Below are 15,417 nucleotides of genomic sequence, written 5' to 3' on the forward strand. Positions count from 1 at the left end.
GCGATGCCACCACTACCAGCGACGCGCTACCCCGAACCAAGGACTTCCCATGACACGTGCCTTGCAGGTCGCGGTCCAGATGGACCCGATCCAGAGCATCAACATCGACGGCGACAGCACCTTCGTGCTGATGCTGGAGGCGCAAAGCCGCGGCCACAGCCTGTGGCACTACCACGTGCGCGACCTGACCCTGCATTCCGGCACCGTGCGCGCCCGCGTGCAGCCGGTGGAGGTGCGCCGCGAGAAGGGCAACCACTTCACGCTCGGCGAGGCGCGGGAGGTCGACCTGTCCACCATGGACGTGGTGCTGATGCGCCAGGACCCGCCCTTCGACATGGCCTACATCACCGCCACGCACATCCTGGAGATGATCCACCCCAAGACCCTGGTGGTGAACGACCCCGCCAGCGTGCGCAACGCGCCCGAAAAGCTATTCGTCATGGAATTCCCGGAGCTGATGCCGGACACCATGATCACCCACGACCCGGCCGAGGTGCGGCGCTTCCGCGAGAAGCACGGCGACATCATCGTCAAGCCGCTGTTCGGCAACGGCGGCGCCGGCGTGTTCCACCTGCGGCCCGACGACAGCAACGTCAACTCCCTGCTGGAGCTCTTCGCCGAACGCTCGCGCGAGCCGCTGATGATCCAGCAATACGTCCCCGCCGTGCGGCTGGGCGACAAGCGCATCATCCTGATCGACGGCGAGCCGCTGGGCGCCATCAACCGCGTGCCGGCGGCGGGCGAAAGCCGCTCCAACATGCATGTCGGCGGCCGCCCGGAACAGGTGGCGCTGACGCCGCGCGACCGCGAGATCTGCGCCCGCATCGGGCCGGAACTCAAGAAACGGGGCATGATCTTCGTCGGCATCGACGTGATCGGGGATTACCTGACGGAGATCAACGTCACCTCGCCCACCGGCCTGCAGGAAGTGGCGCGCTTCGACGGCGTGCACTTGGAGAAGGCGATCTGGGACGCGATCGAGCGGAAGCGCGCGGGCTGAGGCGTTGGCCAGGGGGGCGCTGCCCCCTGGACCCCCGCTGGGGTGGCTGAGCTACCCCAGACCCCGGCATCAGAAAGCATTCTGGAGCTTTCAGCCGCAGTGGGCACCGGGCCGCAGGCGGAAATTTTTATGAAATCCCGGTTTGCCGTCGCGTCGCGCCCAATCCCCGAGGCCCGAATGCTTTCTCCCGGCGGGGTCCGGGGTGGCACTGCCACCCCAGCGGGGGGTCCAGGGGGGCGGCGCCCCCCCTGGCCACGGCCGGCCATCTCAGCGCACCACCACCCCATGTTGCCGCAGGAAGTCGATCAGCGGCAGCATGGGCAGCCCCAGGATCGCCGCGTGTTCCCCGGTGACATTCCGGAACAGGTGCATCCCCAGCCCTTCCAGCCGGTAGACGCCGACCGAGTGGGTCACCGCCTCGCCCTCGGCCGCCAAGTAGGCGTCGAGGAAGTCATCGGAGAACTCGCGCATCGTCAGGCGGCAAGTGGCGGCGTGGTGCCAGATGCGCGCGCCGTGGCGCCAGCAGACCACGGCCGAGATCAGCTCGTGGGTGCGGCCGCGCAGGGCCTGGAGCTGGGCGCGTGCGCCGCGCAGCCCCTCGGGCTTGTCGAACCACCGGCCTTCGCAGACCAGCAGGGAGTCGGCACCGATCACCAGGGCATCCGTGTTGTCGCGCAGCAGGCGGCGGGCGATGCGCTCGGCCTTGGCGTCGGCCAGCAGCACGGCGGCATCGGCGGGGGGGATATCCTCCGCCTGGGCGGCCTGCTTCAGGCTGTCTTCGTCCACCGCGGCGGGCTGCGCCGCGAAGGGCAGGCCGGCGGCCCGCAGCAAGGCGGCGCGGGTCGTGGAAGAGGAAGCCAGCACCAGGGGCGGGGCGCCGGGGGTGATCAGGCTCATACGCCGATGCTGCCGGGGGTGGGGGCGTGGCCGCCGCGGCGGGCGTGCCAGGCTTCCATCAGTTGCAGCACGGTGGCCGCCGTTTCCTCGATGGAGCGGCGGGTGACGTCGATGACGGGCCAGCCGCGCGCGGTGCAAAGGCGGCGGGCGGCCAGGATCTCGGCCTTCACCGCCTCGTGGTCGATGTAGTCGTTGGTGTCCTGCCGCACGCCGCCGGCGCCGATGATCTTGAGCCGGTGCCGGCGGATGTCGATCAGCGCGCCCACGTCGATGGTCAGGCCGATCACGGGGCAGGGGGGGTCCTCCAGCTCCGTGGGCAGGGTGGCGCCGGGGACGATGGGCACGTTGGCGGCCTTGATGCCGCGGTTGGCCAGGTAGAAGCAGGTGGGCGTCTTGGAGGAGCGGGACACGCCGACCATCACGCAGTCGGCTTCCTCGATGCCGGCCACGCCCTGGCCGTCGTCATGCGCCAGCACGTAGTGCATGGCGTCGATGCGGCGGAAGTAGTCGGCGTCCATGACATGCTGGGCGGCGCGCTTCTCGCGCGCCTGCTCGCCCAGCTGGGCCTGCAGCAGGTCGATCACCGGGTCCAGCACCGACAGGCAGGCGACGTCCATCTGCTTGCAGACCTCTTCCAGCGAATGGCGCAGCGAGCGGTCGACCAGCGTGAACATCACCGGCCCCGGCTCCGCCTTGATGCCTTCCAGCACCTGTTCCAGCTGAAAGCGGGAGCGCACCAGGGACCAGCGGTGGTGGATGACGTGCGAGTCGGGAAAGCGCGACAGCACGGCGCGCGCCATGGAATTCAGCGTTTCCCCGGTGCTGTCCGAGACAAGGTGCAGGTTGATCGTGCGGTGCGGCATCGGTCCCCGGTTTCCGCCACTGGGCGGGCTATGGGCGGCTGTGGGAAGAGCGGGGATGGAGGTGGAAATTGGGGACAACCGCAAGCCCCGGATCGCACCCCTGGGTGAATCGGGGAGCGAATCCACATTTGATGCCCCTGGGGGAAAAAACATGGGAACGGTCGGTTCGAATCAACCATAACCCCCTCAACCCTAAGGAATGTCTCGCTTTTCCTTCCGAGTCGCGCTGTGGAGGAAGCTGTGGATGAAAAGCGCCGCCGAATGCGTCCTACTTATCCACAGGGCCTATCTACCCCCCCACTTTTCTTAAAGACTCTTTTTCTATGAAAGAGGGCCCATGGACCCTGTGCAAAAGCCCCTCCTGCGCGCCCTGGCCGGCGAGGCCGTCTGGCCGCCCCCCTTCTGGCTGATGCGCCAGGCCGGGCGCTACCTGCCGGAATACCGGCAGCTCCGCGCCCAGGCCGGCGACTTCATCTCGCTGTGCAACAACCCGCCACTGGCGGCGGAGGTGACGCTGCAGCCGCTGCGCCGCTTTGGCATGGACGGCGCCATCCTGTTCAGCGACATCCTGATGGTGCCCTGGGCGCTGGGGCAGGGGCTGCGCTATGCCGAGGGTGAGGGCCCACTGCTGGAGCCGGTCCGCGATGCCGAGGCCTTTGCGCGGCTCGACCCCTCCATGCTCAGGGGGAAGATCGCCTCGATCATCGAGACGGTATCCCGCGTCAGCGCCGGCCTGGCGGCCGAGGCGCCCAAGGCCGCGTTGATCGGTTTCGCCGGCAGCCCCTTCACGGTCGCCTGCTACATGGTCGAAGGCAAAGGCGGGGGCGAGTTCGCCCATGCGCGCCGCATGGCCTATGGCGACCCGGTGCTGTTCGGCAAGCTGATCCGGCTGCTGGTGGATGCGACGGTGGAATACCTGCTCGCCCAGGCCGATGCCGGGGCCGAGGCGCTGATGCTGTTCGACAGCTGGGCCGGCTTGCTGCCCCCCAACCAGTTCCGCCGCTGGAGCATCGAGCCCAGCGCCGCCATCGTGCGCGCCATCCGCAAGGTGCGGCCCGACATCCCCTTGATCGGCTTTCCGCGCCTGGCGGGGCCGCTGCTGCCGGAATACGCCGCGCGCGTGGGCGTCGGCACGGTCGCCATGGACACGGGCATGGACCCCCGCTGGGCCGTGGCCAACGTGCCCCCCGGCATCACCCTGCAGGGTAACCTGGACCCGCAGGTGGTGGTCGCCGGCGGCGAGGCCATGGAGGCCGAGGCGCGCGCCCTGCTGGCGGCGATGCGCGGGCGGCCCTTCGTGTTCAATCTGGGACACGGCATTGTGCCGCCGACGCCGCCGGAGCATGTGGGGGCGCTGGCGCGGATCATCCGGATGGGGTGAGGGAGCAAGGCTGGGGGAAGGAATTCCCCCAGACCCCGTCTTCTTTTTCCATGAAAGCCCCCCGCCCCGCGGAGAATATCTCCAGTAAAATCAGTATTCTAATATCTCCGACAGGTGGGGCACTCCGCCTTCACGGCCACCCCCAGATACCAGACAGAAAAAAGAAGGGGGCTTGGGGGAATTCCTTCCCCCAACCTTCCTCCCCGCCCCGAAAGCCGGCGATCCCCATGACCACCATGCTCCTGATCACCACCGGCGCGCTGCTGCTCGAAGCCCTGGCGGGCTATCCGCCGTGGCTGTTCCGGCTGGTCCGCCACCCCGTGGTCTGGATCGGCGCGCTGATCGGCCGGCTGGACCGCACCCTGAACCGCGAGGCGGCCTTGCCGGCCGCCAGGCGCGCCTGGGGGGTGGTGGCGCTGCTGGGGCTGCTGGCGGTGGTCGTGCTGCCCGCCGTGGCGTTGCAGGCGGCGCTGTTGCCGCTGGGGTGGGCCGGCATCGGCGTGCTGGCGGTGCTGGCGGCCAGCCTGCCGGCGCAGCGCAGCCTGCACGAGCACGTGGCGGCCGTGGCCACCGGGTTGGAGGAAGGCGGGCTGGACGGCGGCCGGGCGGCGGTGAGCCTGATCGTCGGCCGCAACCCGGCCAGCCTGGACGAGGCCGGCGTGGTGCGCGCGGCAACGGAAAGCCTGGCGGAGAATTTTTCCGATGGCATCGTGGCGCCCGTGTTCTGGGGCCTGCTGGGCGGGCTGCCGGGGATGCTGTTCTACAAGGCGGTCAATACCGCCGACAGCATGATCGGCCACCGCACCCCGCGGCACGCGGCCTTTGGCTGGGCGGCGGCGCGGCTGGACGACGTGATCAACCTGCCGGCGTCGCGGCTGTCCGCGCTGTGGATCGGGCTGGCGGCGGCGATGACGCCGGGGGCCAGCGTGGGCGATGCGGCGCGGGCGGTGTGGCGCGACGCCGGGCGGCACCGCTCGCCCAATGCCGGCTGGCCGGAAGCGGCGATGGCCGGGGCGCTGGGGCTGCGGCTGGCCGGCCCCCGCATGTATGGCGAGGCGGTGGTGGATGATGGCTGGATGGGCCATGGCCGCGCGGCGGCGACGGTGGAGGACCTGCGCCGCGCCCTGGCGTTGTTTCGCCTGGCCTGCCGGATGCAGCTGATCGCCCTGGCCTGGGGAGCGGCGCTGCTGCTCGGCTGAGGCCGCCCGGCGCATCGGAATTTCGGCCCGCCACGGGGGGCCTTCGCTTTGTTCCGGCTTTCGGAACTGTGCTGTTGCCAGCGCTGCGAAGGAATGCCTAGGCTCCTGGCACAAGCCTGCGCGAAGCAGGCGGCTGAGGGAGTTCAGGACAGATGCGCCATTGCGCAAACGGGCGCGCATGCCCGCATGGGGTCGTGTGAATGGCGACCGTCCAGATTCGTGACGTTCGCAAGAGCTTCGGCAGCACCGCCATCCTGCATGGCGTGAATGTCGGCATCGAGGATGGCGAGTTCGTGGTGCTGGTCGGGCCGTCCGGCTGCGGCAAGTCCACGCTGCTGCGCATGATCGCGGGGCTGGAGAACATCTCGGGCGGCGACGTTTCCATCGGCGGGCGGGTGGTGAACGACGTGCCGCCCAAGGACCGTGACATCGCGATGGTCTTCCAGAACTACGCGCTGTACCCGCACATGACGGTGCGCGACAACATGGCCTTCTCCATGAAGCTGGCCAAGGCACCCAAGGACGTCATGGACAGCGAGGTGCTGCGCGCCGCGCGTATCCTGGGGCTGGAAGCGATGCTGGACCGCTATCCGCGCCAGCTTTCGGGCGGCCAGCGGCAGCGCGTGGCGATGGGCCGCGCCATCGTGCGCCACCCCCAGGTGTTCCTGTTCGACGAGCCGCTGAGCAACCTGGACGCCAAGCTGCGCGTGCAGATGCGCGCGGAGATCAAGGACCTGCACCAGCGGCTGAAGACTACCACGATCTACGTCACGCACGACCAGATCGAGGCCATGACCATGGCCGACAAGATCGTGGTGATGCATGGCGGCCACGTGGAGCAGATCGGCGCGCCGCTGGAGCTCTACGACCGCCCGGCCAACGTGTTTGTTGCGGGGTTTATTGGCTCGCCGGCCATGAACCTGTTGAAGGGCGTGGTGACGCAAGGTGCCTTTCAGCCCGATGGCGGCGCCGCGAGCTGGCCCCTGCCGGCCGGTGCCAAGGCCACCGAGGGGCAGCGCGCCACCTATGGTTTCCGCCCGGAGCACCTGCTGCTGACCGACAATGGCGTGCCGGTCACCATCACGCTGATCGAGCCGACGGGGTCGGAAACCCAGGTCACCGGCCGCAGCGGCGAGGCCGTGGTGGTGGGTGCCTTCCGTGAGCGCATCGGCGCCCGTGTCGGCGAGCGGATCCATGTGATGCCGGACCCGGCGCAGGCGCATCTGTTCCATGGTGAAACGGGGCAGCGGCTGCACTGATCCAACCGAGAATGGGCGCACCAGAAAAACCCGCGCCCCAGCAGGAGGAATGACGAGCATGTTTGACCTGACCCGCCGTGGCGCATTGGGGCTCGGTGCCGGGGCGCTGGCCGCCGGGCTGCTGCCCGGCGCCGCCCGCGCCGCCATCCCGATGGCCGATGTGCAGCCGCCGCGCCAGCCGATCGAGCAGGGGGCGACGCTGCGCGTGCTGCGCCCCACCAAGTTCGTCGATGCCGACGAGACGGTGTTCCGTGCCAACACCGCGAAGTTCACGCAGGAAACCGGCGTGCAGGTGCGCGTCGACTTCGCGGGGTGGGAGGATTTACGGCCGCAGACGGCGGTGGCCGCCAACACCGGCGCGGGGCCGGACGTGGTGGTGGCCTGGGCGGACGACCCGCACATTTATTCCGACAAGGTGCTGGACCTCACGGAGCTCGCCAGCTACCTCGGCCAGAAATACGGCGGCTGGCTGGCGCTGCCGCAGCGCTTCGGCAAGAAGTGGGGCACGGAACAGTGGATCGCGCTGCCGATGGGCGGCTCAGGCGGTCCCTGCGTGTATCGCACGTCGTGGCTCAAGGAAGCGGGCTTCGACACGCTGCCGACCGACCATGCCGGCTTTCTCAAGGCCTGCCAGGGATTGAAGAAGAACGGCCACCCGGTCGGCTTCGCGCTGGGCAACGCGGTGGGCGACGGCAACGCCTATTGCAACTGGCTCTTGTGGAGCCACGGCGGCATGGTGGTCGACGAAGCCGGCAAGGTCGCGATCAACACCCCGCAGACCATCGCCGCGCTGAACTATGCCAAGGAGCTGTACCAGACCTTTATTCCGGGCACGCTGGGCTGGGGCGACATCAACAACAACCGCGCCTATGCGGCGGGCGAGATCGGGCTGACGCAGAACGGCGTCTCCATGTACTTCTCGCTGAAGAACGACCCCAAGACCGCCGCCATCGCGGAAGACACCACCATGGCGCGCATGCCGCTCGCGCCCGGCGGCAAGATGGCGGAGAACGTGCTGCTGCTGAACGCGCTGGTGTTCAAGCATTCGCGCTATCCCAACGCCGCCAAGGAATACCTGCGCTACATGATGGAGGCGCCGCAGTATGACGCCTGGCTGACCGGCTGCGGCGGCTACTGGTCGCACCCGCTGGCCGCTTACGCCGAAAGCGAGGTGTGGAAGGGCGACCCGAAGCTGGCGGTCTACCGCGACACCAACACGGTGGAGTTCTGGTCCGGCTACAAGGGGCCGATCAGCCAGGCCTCGGGTTCCGTCGCGGCCGACTACGTGGTGGTGCAGATGTTCGCCGCCGCTTCCTCCGGCCAATCGACGCCGGAGGAAGCGGTGCGCGAGGCCGAGCGCCGCGCCCGCCGCTATTATCGCTGACGCCGTGCCGGCCGTGGGAAATCTCCCACGGCCTGGCTGCAGGAATCCTGAATCATGTCCGTAAGTTCCGCTGGGACCACGACCACTGGACCCGTGACCAACTGGCGGCGCCCGCAGGTGAAGCAGGGCTGGCTGGCACGGCTGTTCGACAACAAGGCCTTTCTGGTCGTCGCCTGCCTGACACCGGCGCTGGGGCTGCTGGCGGTGTTCCTCACTTATCCGCTGGGACTTGGCATCTGGCTGGCTTTCACCGACACGCATATCGGCCGCGGCGGCGTGTTCATCGGCCTGGAGAACTTCGAATCCCTTTGGTACGACAGGGTGTTCTGGGGCGCGGTGTTCTATACCGTGTTCTACACCGGCGTGGCCACGGCACTGAAGTTCGCGCTCGGCCTGTGGCTGGCGCTGCTGCTGAACGAGAACCTGCCGTTCAAGTCGCTTCTGCGCGCCATCATCCTGTTGCCCTGGATCGTGCCGACGGTGCTGTCCGCCATCGCCTTCTGGTGGATCTTCGACGCGCAATTCTCCATCATCTCCTATGTGCTGGTGGACAAGCTCGGGCTGCTGGACCACTACATCGACTTCCTCGGCACGCCCTGGGCGGCGCGGTGGTCGCTGGTCTTCGCCAATGTCTGGCGCGGCATTCCCTTTGTCGCCATCAGCCTGCTCGCCGGGCTGCAAACCATCTCGCCCTCGCTCTACGAGGCCGCGCTGCTGGATGGCGCCTCGTCCTGGCAGCGCTTCACGCGCATCACGGCGCCGCTGCTGATGCCGATCCTGGCGGTGGTGCTGACCTTCTCCGTGCTCTTCACCTTCACGGACTTCCAGCTGGTCTACGCCATCACCCGCGGTGGGCCGATCAACTCCACGCATCTGATGGCGACGCTGGCCTTCCAGCGCGGCATCCCCGGCGGGCAGTTGGGCGAGGGCGCCGCGATCGCCGTGTCGATGATCCCGTTCCTGATCCTGGCCACGCTGTTCAGCTACTTCGCGCTGTCGCGCCGCAAGTGGCAGCAGGGGGAAGACAATGAGTAAAGCCGCCTCCACCGACGACGGCGCCGCGCTGTCCTGGCAATCCGGCCAGCGGCGGGTGGTGACTGTCTACCTGCCCATGCTGTGCTTCGTCTTCATCCTGCTGTTTCCTTTTTACTGGATGACGATCACGACGTTCAAACCGAACGCGGAGCTCTACGACTACAAGACCTACAGCCCGTTCTGGGTGGTGAACCCGACGCTCGACAACATCCGCAAGCTGCTGTTCGAGACCAGCTACCCGCACTGGCTGTTCAACACGATGCTGATCGCGATCTGCGCGACGGTCATCTCGCTGTTCGCATCCGTGCTGGCGGCCTATGCCATCCAGCGGCTGCGCTTCAAGGGCTCCGCCTATGTGGGGCTCGCCATCTACATCGCCTACCTGGTGCCGCCGTCGATCCTGTTCATCCCGCTGGCGACGCTGGTCTTCCAGGTCGGGCTGTTCGACAGCCCCTTCGCGCTGATCCTGACCTATCCGACCTTCCTGATCCCGTTCTGCACCTGGCTGCTGATCGGCTACTTCAAGTCGATCCCCTACGAGCTGGAGGAATGCGCGCTGATCGACGGCGCGTCCCGCCTGCAGATCCTGCGGCAGATCACGCTGCCGCTGGCCGTGCCGGGGCTGATCAGCGCGGGCATCTTTTCCTTCACGCTGTCCTGGAACGAGTTCATCTACGCGCTGGCTTTCATCTCGTCGTCCGAGAACAAGACCGTGCCGGTCGCGATCCTGACGGAGCTGGTGCAGGGCGACGTCTACCAGTGGGGCGCGCTGATGGCGGGCTCGCTGCTCGGCTCGCTGCCGGTCGCGATCTTCTATTCCTTCTTCGTGGATTACTACGTCTCGTCGCTTACCGGGGCGGTGAAGGAATAGCGGCGGCGGGGGAGAAGGTCGGGGGAAAGAATTCCCCCGAGCCCCCAACTTCTTTTTGCTGAGTCTTCGGATGCACGGCCTTCCAGCGTGTCGCGCAACGTCCACGTCCAATCTTTCGAGGGCGTGGGGGGCGTAAACGCGAAGGGTCGTGAAGGGGCATGTTCACCGGGCCTCTGCTGCCTCGTCATGACAAGCCATCGCTCATACTGGCGATTGAGACTAATTCTCAGTCATTTTGAAGTTGAGAATTAGTATCACTTAGAGAAATCGTGAAATAATACTTGGCTTCGGGAACTTCCGGCGGCATTGTGGGCTTACATCGTCAGTCTATCGACACAGGAGCTTCAATATGTCCCTCGCGCAGCACACCGATGTCGCCTGCACCAAGTGCAAGTTCTTTGACAGCCACGCCAACAAGCCGCAGGCCGAGGACGGCCTGTGCCGTTACAACCCGCCGGTGACGCAGCCGAGCGCCGAGGCGCATGGCCTGTGGCCGGTGGTGTCTTCCGACGACTGGTGCGGCCACTTCAGCAACGATGTCAGTGGCGGCACCGCCGATTGATGGCCAACCGGGCGGGGCAGCGATGCCCCGCCCGTCTTGCACTTAGCCTGCCAGTGCCAGCAGCGCATCGATATCGACATGCTGCTCCAGATGCGCCGCCAGCGCGTCCAGCACCGCTTCCACCTCCGCATCGTGGTTCCGTGGTGCCGCATCCGCACCCAGTCGCGCCAGCCATGCCGCGCGCTGCGCATCGTGGCCGAACAGCCCATGCGCATACGTGCCACTGACCAGCCCGTCGGCCGATGCCGCGCCGTCCAGCCGGCCATCCGTCAACCGCAGCACCGGGCGCGCCGTGTCCGGCCCCGCCGTGCGGCCGATATGCATCTCGTAGCCACTGAAGGCCACGCCGTCGGCGATGCTTTCGCCGGTCACCGCCTCCAGCCGCTTGTCGCCGGCCAGCATCGTCTCGATCTCCAGCAGTCCCAGGCCTTGCACCGCGCCGGGGGGGCCCTCGATGCCCTCGGGGTCGTCGATCCGCTGGCCGAGCATCTGGAACCCGCCGCACAGCCCCAGCACCGCGCCGCCGCGCCGGCGATGGGCCAGGATGTCGGTATCCCAGCCTTCCCGCCGCAGGGCCGCCAAGTCGGCGATGGTGGCTTTCGATCCTGGCAGGATCACCAGCGCCGCCTCGGCCGGCACTGGCTGGCCGGGGCGCAGCAGCCGCAGGTCCAGGCCCGGTTCGGCCGCCAGCGGGTCCAGGTCGTCGAAGTTGGAGATGCGTGGCAAGAGCGGCACGGCGACGCAGGGCTTGCCCGGCCGGCGCGGCGGCAGCGCGTCGCGCAGGTCCTCGGCATCCTCGGCCGGCAGGCGGCGGGCGTTTTCGAAGAACGGCACCAGCCCCAGTGGCGCCCAGCCGGTCCGTTCGGTGATGCCGGTCATGCCATCGGCAAACAGCGACAGGTCGCCGCGCATGCGGTTGACGATGAAGCCGCGGATCATCGCGCGGTCTTCCGGCGCCACCACGGTGTGGGTGCCGACCAGGCTGGCGATCACGCCGCCGCGGTCGATATCCCCCACCAGCACCACCGGCACCCCCGCCGCGCGGGCGAAGCCCATGTTGGCGATGTCGCCGGCCCGCAGGTTGATCTCGGAGGCCGAGCCGGCGCCTTCCACCAGCACGATGTCGGCCTCGGCCCGCATTCGCGCGAAGCTTTCCAGCACGAAGGGCATCAGCGAGGGCTTCATCGCCTGGTATTCGCGCGCCCGCGCCGTGGCATGCACGCGGCCCTGCACCACCACCTGGGCGCCGGTCTCGCTTTGCGGCTTCAGCAGCACCGGGTTCATGTGCACCGAGGGCGCCACGCGGGCGGCACGGGCCTGCAACGCCTGCGCCCGGCCGATCTCGCCGCCGCCGGGTGTCACGGCGGCGTTGTTGGACATGTTCTGCGGCTTGAACGGCCGCACCCGCAGCCCGCGCAGCACCAGCGCCCGCGCCAGCCCCGCCACCAGCAGGGATTTGCCGACGCTGCTGCCGGTGCCTTGCAGCATGATGGCGCGTGCGGTCAGAACTCGATCCCTTCCTGCGCCTTCACGCCCTGCGCGAAGTGGTGTTTCACCAGCGCCATCTCGGTCACCAGGTCGGCGGCCTCGACCAGCGCCGGCGGCGCGTTGCGCCCCGTCGCCACCACGTGCAGCCCTGGCGGCCGCGCCTGTAGCGCCGCCACCACCGCGGCGGTGTCGAGGTAGTCGTAGCGCAGGGCGATGCACACCTCGTCCAGCACCAGCAGGCCCAGCCCCGGGCGCGCCATCAGCGCCATGGCCTTCTCCCAGGCGCGCTGCGCCGCGGCGACGTCGCGCTCCCGGTCCTGCGTTTCCCAGGTGAAGCCCTCGCCCATGCTGTGCCATTCCAGGCCCGGCATGGCTTCCAGCGGCGCGCGCTCGCCGGTGCTCCAGGCGCCCTTGATGAACTGCACCACCCCCACCGGCCGGCCGCGCCCCAGCATGCGCAACGCCAGCCCGAAGGCCGCCGTGCTCTTGCCCTTGCCCTTGCCGGTGTGGACCATCAGCAGGCCCTTCTCGATGGTTTTGCCCGCCACCTCCGCATCCTGCACCGTCTTGCGCCTGGCCATCTTCTCGCGATGGCGCGCGGCTTCCTCCTCGCTCACGGCAGCTTTCCCTTCAGCAGCAGCGGCAGCCCGGCCGCGATGAAATGCACATGGTCCGCCCGCGCCGCGATGCGCTGGTTCAGCACCCCCGCCGCATCGCGGAAGGCCCGCCCCAGCTTGGTATCGGGCACGATGCCCAGCCCCACCTCGTTGGCCACCAGCACCGTGGGCGCCAGGCGCGCGGCTAGAGCACTCTCCAGCGCCGTTGTCGCCGCCGCCACGTCGTGCCCGCCCAGCATCAGGTTGGTCAGCCACAAGGTCAGGCAATCCACCAGGGCCGGCCCCGCGCCGGCCAGCGCCGCCGGCAGGTCCAGCTGCGCCGCGACGGTGCGCCAGCGCGCGTCCCGCCGTGCCTGGTGCTCGGCGATGCGGGCGCGCATCTCGTCGTCCCAGGCCTCGGCCGTGGCGATGTAGGTCCAGGGCGTGGGGTGCGGGGCCAGCAGCGCCTCGGCATGGCGCGACTTGCCGGAACGCGCGCCGCCGAGGACCAGGGTGATGCTCATGCCAGCCAGGACTAGCCGAAAGCCGCCCCGGCTGGCTATCACCCCCGCAGACAGCCCAGGAGCCCCCGCCATGTCCGACGCCACCACCCCGCCCGACCGCCTTTCCAACGACCCCGCCAGCCCGTTCTTCAACGAGGCGATCCTGGAGCGCGGCATCGGCATCCGCTTCAAGGGCGTGGAAAAGACCAACGTCGAGGAATACTGCGTCAGCGAAGGCTGGGTGCGGCTGGCGGTGGGCAAGGCCATGGACCGCAAGGGCCGCCCGCTGACGATGAAGGTGACGGGCACCGTGGAGCCCTATTTTCGCGATACGGCGGCCTGAGATTGCGGGCGTGGCCAGGGGGCACTGCCCCCTGGACCCCCGCTGGGGTGGCAGTGCCACCCCAGACCCCGCCCTCTGTTTGCCGCCCCGAGGGCCGCTGGCCCTCGGCGACTCATGGTGCAGCGCTGGTGGCCTTTCCATAAAAATCTAGGCTTTCGGCCCCGCGCCCGTGTTGTCGTTCAAGCCCCCCAATGCTTCCTGACGGCGGGGTCTGGGGTGGCACTGCCACCCCGGCGGGGGGTCCAGGGCGGCGGCGCCCCCCTGGCCAAGGCCGGGCCGGAAGCGTTTGACAACCCCCCCGCGCACCCCTAACCCAGCCCCACGATGGTCTCCCCGAAAGGGGGGTGAAAAGGGAACTGCGGTGTTCAAGCCGCGGCTGCCCCCGCAACTGTAGGCGGAAAGCAGGCTGCCGTTCGCGCCACTGGGGGCACCACCCCCGGGAAGGCCGTGCAGCCCGCGTTTGATCCGTGAGCCAGGAGACCTGCCATCGCCCATCGAGACCGAGCCGCCGGGCGGGGTGCCCCGGAGGGCTGAAGCGTGGGGCCGCCGTGCCCGGCGCTGACCCTGGCGGTTGCCCGGGCGGTCGGCACCTCGTTGGACGTGCGGAGGTGCGGCATGGCGAAAGCGGAAACAACGGGCGGGGCGGTGCTGCATGTCTGCGTGACCTGCCGGGCGGGGCGCGACCTGGCGCCGGAGGACCGCCGGCCGGGGCGCGACCTGCTGGACGCCGTGGCGGCCGCGCTGCCCGCCGGGGGCCCGGTGGAGCTGCGTGAGGTCACCTGCCTCGCGGTCTGCGAGCAGGGCTGCGCCGCCGCCATCACCGCGCCGGGCAAGTGGGGCTACCTGCTGGGCCGCCTGGGCGTGGAGCACGCCGCCGATCTCGTCACCTACGGCGCCACCTATGCGGCCAGTGCGCATGGCGCGGTGCTGCCGTCCCGCCGCCCGGCCTCGCTGCGGTCCGTCATGCTGGGCCGCATTCCTTCGTTGCAGGAGCTTCCATGAGCCAGTCCCTCGCCAAGGTCCCCGCCACCATCGTTTCCGGCTTTCTGGGTGCCGGGAAGACCACGCTGGTGCGGCACGTGATGTCCCAGGCGCGGGGGCGGCGGATCGCCATCATCGTCAACGAGTTCGGCTCGCTCGGCATTGATGGCGACCTGCTGGCCGCCTGCGGCATTCCGGGCTGCGAGGCGGAGAACATCGTGGAGCTGGCCAACGGCTGCATCTGCTGCACGGTGGCCGACGACTTCCTGCCCACCATGGCGGCGCTGCTGGACCGCGCCGAGCCGCCGGAGCACATCCTGATCGAGACCTCGGGCCTCGCCTTGCCCAAGCCGCTGATCAAGGCCTTCAACTGGCCCTCCATCCGCTCCCGCGTCACGGTCGATGGGGTGGTCACGGTGGTTGACGGGCCGGCGGTGGCCGAGGGCCGCTTCGCCGACGACCCGGAGGCCGTGGCCGCCCAGCGCGCGGCCGACGACAGCCTGGACCACGACAACCCGCTGGCCGAGGTGTTCGAGGACCAGCTCAGCGCCGCCGACCTCGTGGTGCTGAACAAGGCCGACCTGCTGGACGAGGCCGCGCTGGCGCGGCTGCGGACGGAGATCGCGGCACGGTTGCCGCGCGCGGTGAAGGTGGTGGCGGCGCGCGAGGGCGCGCTCGACATCGCCGTGCTGCTCGGCCTCGGCGCGGCGGCGGAGGACGACCTCGCCGCCCGCCCCTCGCACCATGATGGCTCCGACGACCACGAGCACGACGATTTCGACAGCTTCGTCGTGCCGATGCCGGAGGCGGCGAGCCCCGAGGCGCTGGTGGCCAAGCTGGCCGAGGTGGCGGCGCGCTTCGACGTGCTGCGCATGAAGGGTTTTGCGAGTCTGCCGGGCAAGCCGATGCGGCTGGCGGTGCAGGGCGTGGGCGCGCGCTTCCGCCACCATTTCGACCGCCCCTGGGCGGCGGGCGAGGCGCGCGACGGCCGGCTGGTGGTGATCGGCCAGAGCGGGCTGGACAAGGCGGCGATCGCCGCCGCCATCGCCGGGTAG

The 15,417-nt window shown here is 69.1% G+C and carries 16 protein-coding genes and 1 riboswitch; of the genes, 11 read left to right on the top strand and 5 right to left on the bottom strand.

Annotation, left to right across the window (positions count from 1 at the left end; genetic code table 11):
* Positions 1–49: 49 nt before the first annotated feature.
* Positions 50–1,000: a glutathione synthase gene (gene gshB, locus IAI59_RS03475; RefSeq protein WP_207418672.1), complete on the top strand. Its 951-nt coding sequence runs from the start codon at positions 50–52 to the stop codon at positions 998–1,000.
* Positions 1,001–1,267: 267 nt separating this feature from the next.
* Here the strand turns inward: gshB and IAI59_RS03480 are convergent, their stop codons facing one another.
* Both IAI59_RS03480 and IAI59_RS03485 read right to left on the bottom strand, forming a co-directional pair.
* On the bottom strand, positions 1,268–1,897 hold the full coding sequence (locus IAI59_RS03480; protein WP_207418670.1) for a Maf family protein: 630 nt from the start codon (positions 1,895–1,897) through the stop codon (positions 1,268–1,270).
* Positions 1,894–2,760 carry a pyruvate, water dikinase regulatory protein gene (locus IAI59_RS03485; protein ID WP_207418669.1) on the bottom strand — a complete coding sequence of 289 codons (867 nt, stop codon included), beginning with the start codon at positions 2,758–2,760 and terminating at the stop codon, positions 1,894–1,896. The genes IAI59_RS03480 and IAI59_RS03485 overlap by 4 nt, the downstream gene beginning before the upstream one ends.
* Before the next feature lie 337 nt (positions 2,761–3,097).
* Between IAI59_RS03485 and hemE the strand changes: the two genes are divergently transcribed.
* The 7 genes from hemE (at position 3,098) to IAI59_RS03520 (ending at position 10,451) form a co-directional block, all read left to right on the top strand.
* Positions 3,098–4,141, top strand: a complete 1,044-nt coding sequence (gene hemE, locus IAI59_RS03490; RefSeq protein WP_207418668.1) for a uroporphyrinogen decarboxylase — start codon at positions 3,098–3,100, stop codon at positions 4,139–4,141.
* Positions 4,142–4,368: 227 nt separating this feature from the next.
* Positions 4,369–5,340, top strand: coding sequence for an adenosylcobinamide-phosphate synthase CbiB (cbiB, locus tag IAI59_RS03495; RefSeq protein WP_207418666.1), 972 nt, complete (start codon positions 4,369–4,371; stop codon positions 5,338–5,340).
* Positions 5,341–5,540: 200 nt separating this feature from the next.
* The gene (locus tag IAI59_RS03500; protein ID WP_207418660.1) at positions 5,541–6,599 is read left to right on the top strand and encodes an ABC transporter ATP-binding protein; all 1,059 of its coding nucleotides are present in this window, start codon (positions 5,541–5,543) and stop codon (positions 6,597–6,599) included.
* 58 nt (positions 6,600–6,657) lie between these two features.
* A complete protein-coding gene (locus IAI59_RS03505; RefSeq protein WP_207418659.1) occupies positions 6,658–7,983 on the top strand; it encodes an ABC transporter substrate-binding protein in 1,326 nt (441 codons plus the stop codon).
* A 54-nt stretch (positions 7,984–8,037) separates the two neighbouring features.
* On the top strand, positions 8,038–9,018 hold the full coding sequence (locus IAI59_RS03510; protein ID WP_207418658.1) for a carbohydrate ABC transporter permease: 981 nt from the start codon (positions 8,038–8,040) through the stop codon (positions 9,016–9,018).
* Positions 9,011–9,889 carry a carbohydrate ABC transporter permease gene (locus IAI59_RS03515; protein WP_207418657.1) on the top strand — a complete coding sequence of 293 codons (879 nt, stop codon included), beginning with the start codon at positions 9,011–9,013 and terminating at the stop codon, positions 9,887–9,889. Before IAI59_RS03510 ends, IAI59_RS03515 begins: the two co-directional genes overlap by 8 nt.
* 349 nt (positions 9,890–10,238) lie before the next feature.
* A complete protein-coding gene (locus IAI59_RS03520; protein WP_207418656.1) occupies positions 10,239–10,451 on the top strand; it encodes a hypothetical protein in 213 nt (70 codons plus the stop codon).
* Between the two features lie 42 nt (positions 10,452–10,493).
* On the opposite strand, the gene IAI59_RS03525 is transcribed toward IAI59_RS03520, so the two are convergent.
* Genes IAI59_RS03525 through cobU form a run of 3 tightly spaced genes read right to left on the bottom strand, consistent with a single transcriptional unit; the run spans position 10,494 to position 13,059 of the window.
* Entirely contained in the window at positions 10,494–11,939 is a 1,446-nt protein-coding gene (locus IAI59_RS03525; protein WP_207418654.1) for a cobyric acid synthase, read from the bottom strand.
* A 14-nt stretch (positions 11,940–11,953) separates the two neighbouring features.
* On the bottom strand, positions 11,954–12,556 hold the full coding sequence (gene cobO / locus IAI59_RS03530; RefSeq protein ID WP_207418652.1) for a cob(I)yrinic acid a,c-diamide adenosyltransferase: 603 nt from the start codon (positions 12,554–12,556) through the stop codon (positions 11,954–11,956).
* Positions 12,553–13,059, bottom strand: coding sequence for a bifunctional adenosylcobinamide kinase/adenosylcobinamide-phosphate guanylyltransferase (gene cobU, locus IAI59_RS03535; protein WP_207418650.1), 507 nt, complete (start codon positions 13,057–13,059; stop codon positions 12,553–12,555). Before cobU ends, cobO begins: the two co-directional genes overlap by 4 nt.
* 70 nt (positions 13,060–13,129) lie before the next feature.
* Between cobU and IAI59_RS03540 the strand changes: the two genes are divergently transcribed.
* The 3 genes from IAI59_RS03540 (at position 13,130) to cobW (ending at position 15,417) form a co-directional block, all read left to right on the top strand.
* Positions 13,130–13,381 carry a DUF3297 family protein gene (locus IAI59_RS03540; RefSeq protein ID WP_207418648.1) on the top strand — a complete coding sequence of 84 codons (252 nt, stop codon included), beginning with the start codon at positions 13,130–13,132 and terminating at the stop codon, positions 13,379–13,381.
* A gap of 308 nt (positions 13,382–13,689) precedes the next feature.
* Positions 13,690–13,884, top strand: a riboswitch (cobalamin riboswitch).
* A 112-nt stretch (positions 13,885–13,996) separates the two neighbouring features.
* Positions 13,997–14,383: a DUF1636 family protein gene (locus IAI59_RS03545; RefSeq protein WP_207418647.1), complete on the top strand. Its 387-nt coding sequence runs from the start codon at positions 13,997–13,999 to the stop codon at positions 14,381–14,383.
* Positions 14,380–15,417 carry a cobalamin biosynthesis protein CobW gene (gene cobW / locus IAI59_RS03550; protein ID WP_207418645.1) on the top strand — a complete coding sequence of 346 codons (1,038 nt, stop codon included), beginning with the start codon at positions 14,380–14,382 and terminating at the stop codon, positions 15,415–15,417. The genes IAI59_RS03545 and cobW overlap by 4 nt, the downstream gene beginning before the upstream one ends.

Origin of the sequence: Roseomonas haemaphysalidis (assembly GCF_017355405.1) — a bacterium.
In the GTDB taxonomy this organism is placed as follows: Bacteria; Pseudomonadota; Alphaproteobacteria; order Acetobacterales; family Acetobacteraceae; genus Pseudoroseomonas; species Pseudoroseomonas haemaphysalidis.

What these genes read in the sequence shown, in the direction of transcription:
- gshB (WP_207418672.1), top strand. Translation starts at nt 50, where the DNA reads ATGACACGTGCCTTGCAGGTCGCGGTCCAGATGGACCCGATCCAGAGC.
- IAI59_RS03480 (WP_207418670.1), bottom strand. Translation starts at nt 1,897, where the DNA reads ATGAGCCTGATCACCCCCGGCGCCCCGCCCCTGGTGCTGGCTTCCTCT.
- IAI59_RS03485 (WP_207418669.1), bottom strand. Translation starts at nt 2,760, where the DNA reads ATGCCGCACCGCACGATCAACCTGCACCTTGTCTCGGACAGCACCGGG.
- hemE (WP_207418668.1), top strand. Translation starts at nt 3,098, where the DNA reads ATGGACCCTGTGCAAAAGCCCCTCCTGCGCGCCCTGGCCGGCGAGGCC.
- cbiB (WP_207418666.1), top strand. Translation starts at nt 4,369, where the DNA reads ATGACCACCATGCTCCTGATCACCACCGGCGCGCTGCTGCTCGAAGCC.
- IAI59_RS03500 (WP_207418660.1), top strand. Translation starts at nt 5,541, where the DNA reads ATGGCGACCGTCCAGATTCGTGACGTTCGCAAGAGCTTCGGCAGCACC.
- IAI59_RS03505 (WP_207418659.1), top strand. Translation starts at nt 6,658, where the DNA reads ATGTTTGACCTGACCCGCCGTGGCGCATTGGGGCTCGGTGCCGGGGCG.
- IAI59_RS03510 (WP_207418658.1), top strand. Translation starts at nt 8,038, where the DNA reads ATGTCCGTAAGTTCCGCTGGGACCACGACCACTGGACCCGTGACCAAC.
- IAI59_RS03515 (WP_207418657.1), top strand. Translation starts at nt 9,011, where the DNA reads ATGAGTAAAGCCGCCTCCACCGACGACGGCGCCGCGCTGTCCTGGCAA.
- IAI59_RS03520 (WP_207418656.1), top strand. Translation starts at nt 10,239, where the DNA reads ATGTCCCTCGCGCAGCACACCGATGTCGCCTGCACCAAGTGCAAGTTC.
- IAI59_RS03525 (WP_207418654.1), bottom strand. Translation starts at nt 11,939, where the DNA reads ATGCTGCAAGGCACCGGCAGCAGCGTCGGCAAATCCCTGCTGGTGGCG.
- cobU (WP_207418650.1), bottom strand. Translation starts at nt 13,059, where the DNA reads ATGAGCATCACCCTGGTCCTCGGCGGCGCGCGTTCCGGCAAGTCGCGC.
- IAI59_RS03540 (WP_207418648.1), top strand. Translation starts at nt 13,130, where the DNA reads ATGTCCGACGCCACCACCCCGCCCGACCGCCTTTCCAACGACCCCGCC.
- IAI59_RS03545 (WP_207418647.1), top strand. Translation starts at nt 13,997, where the DNA reads ATGGCGAAAGCGGAAACAACGGGCGGGGCGGTGCTGCATGTCTGCGTG.
- cobW (WP_207418645.1), top strand. Translation starts at nt 14,380, where the DNA reads ATGAGCCAGTCCCTCGCCAAGGTCCCCGCCACCATCGTTTCCGGCTTT.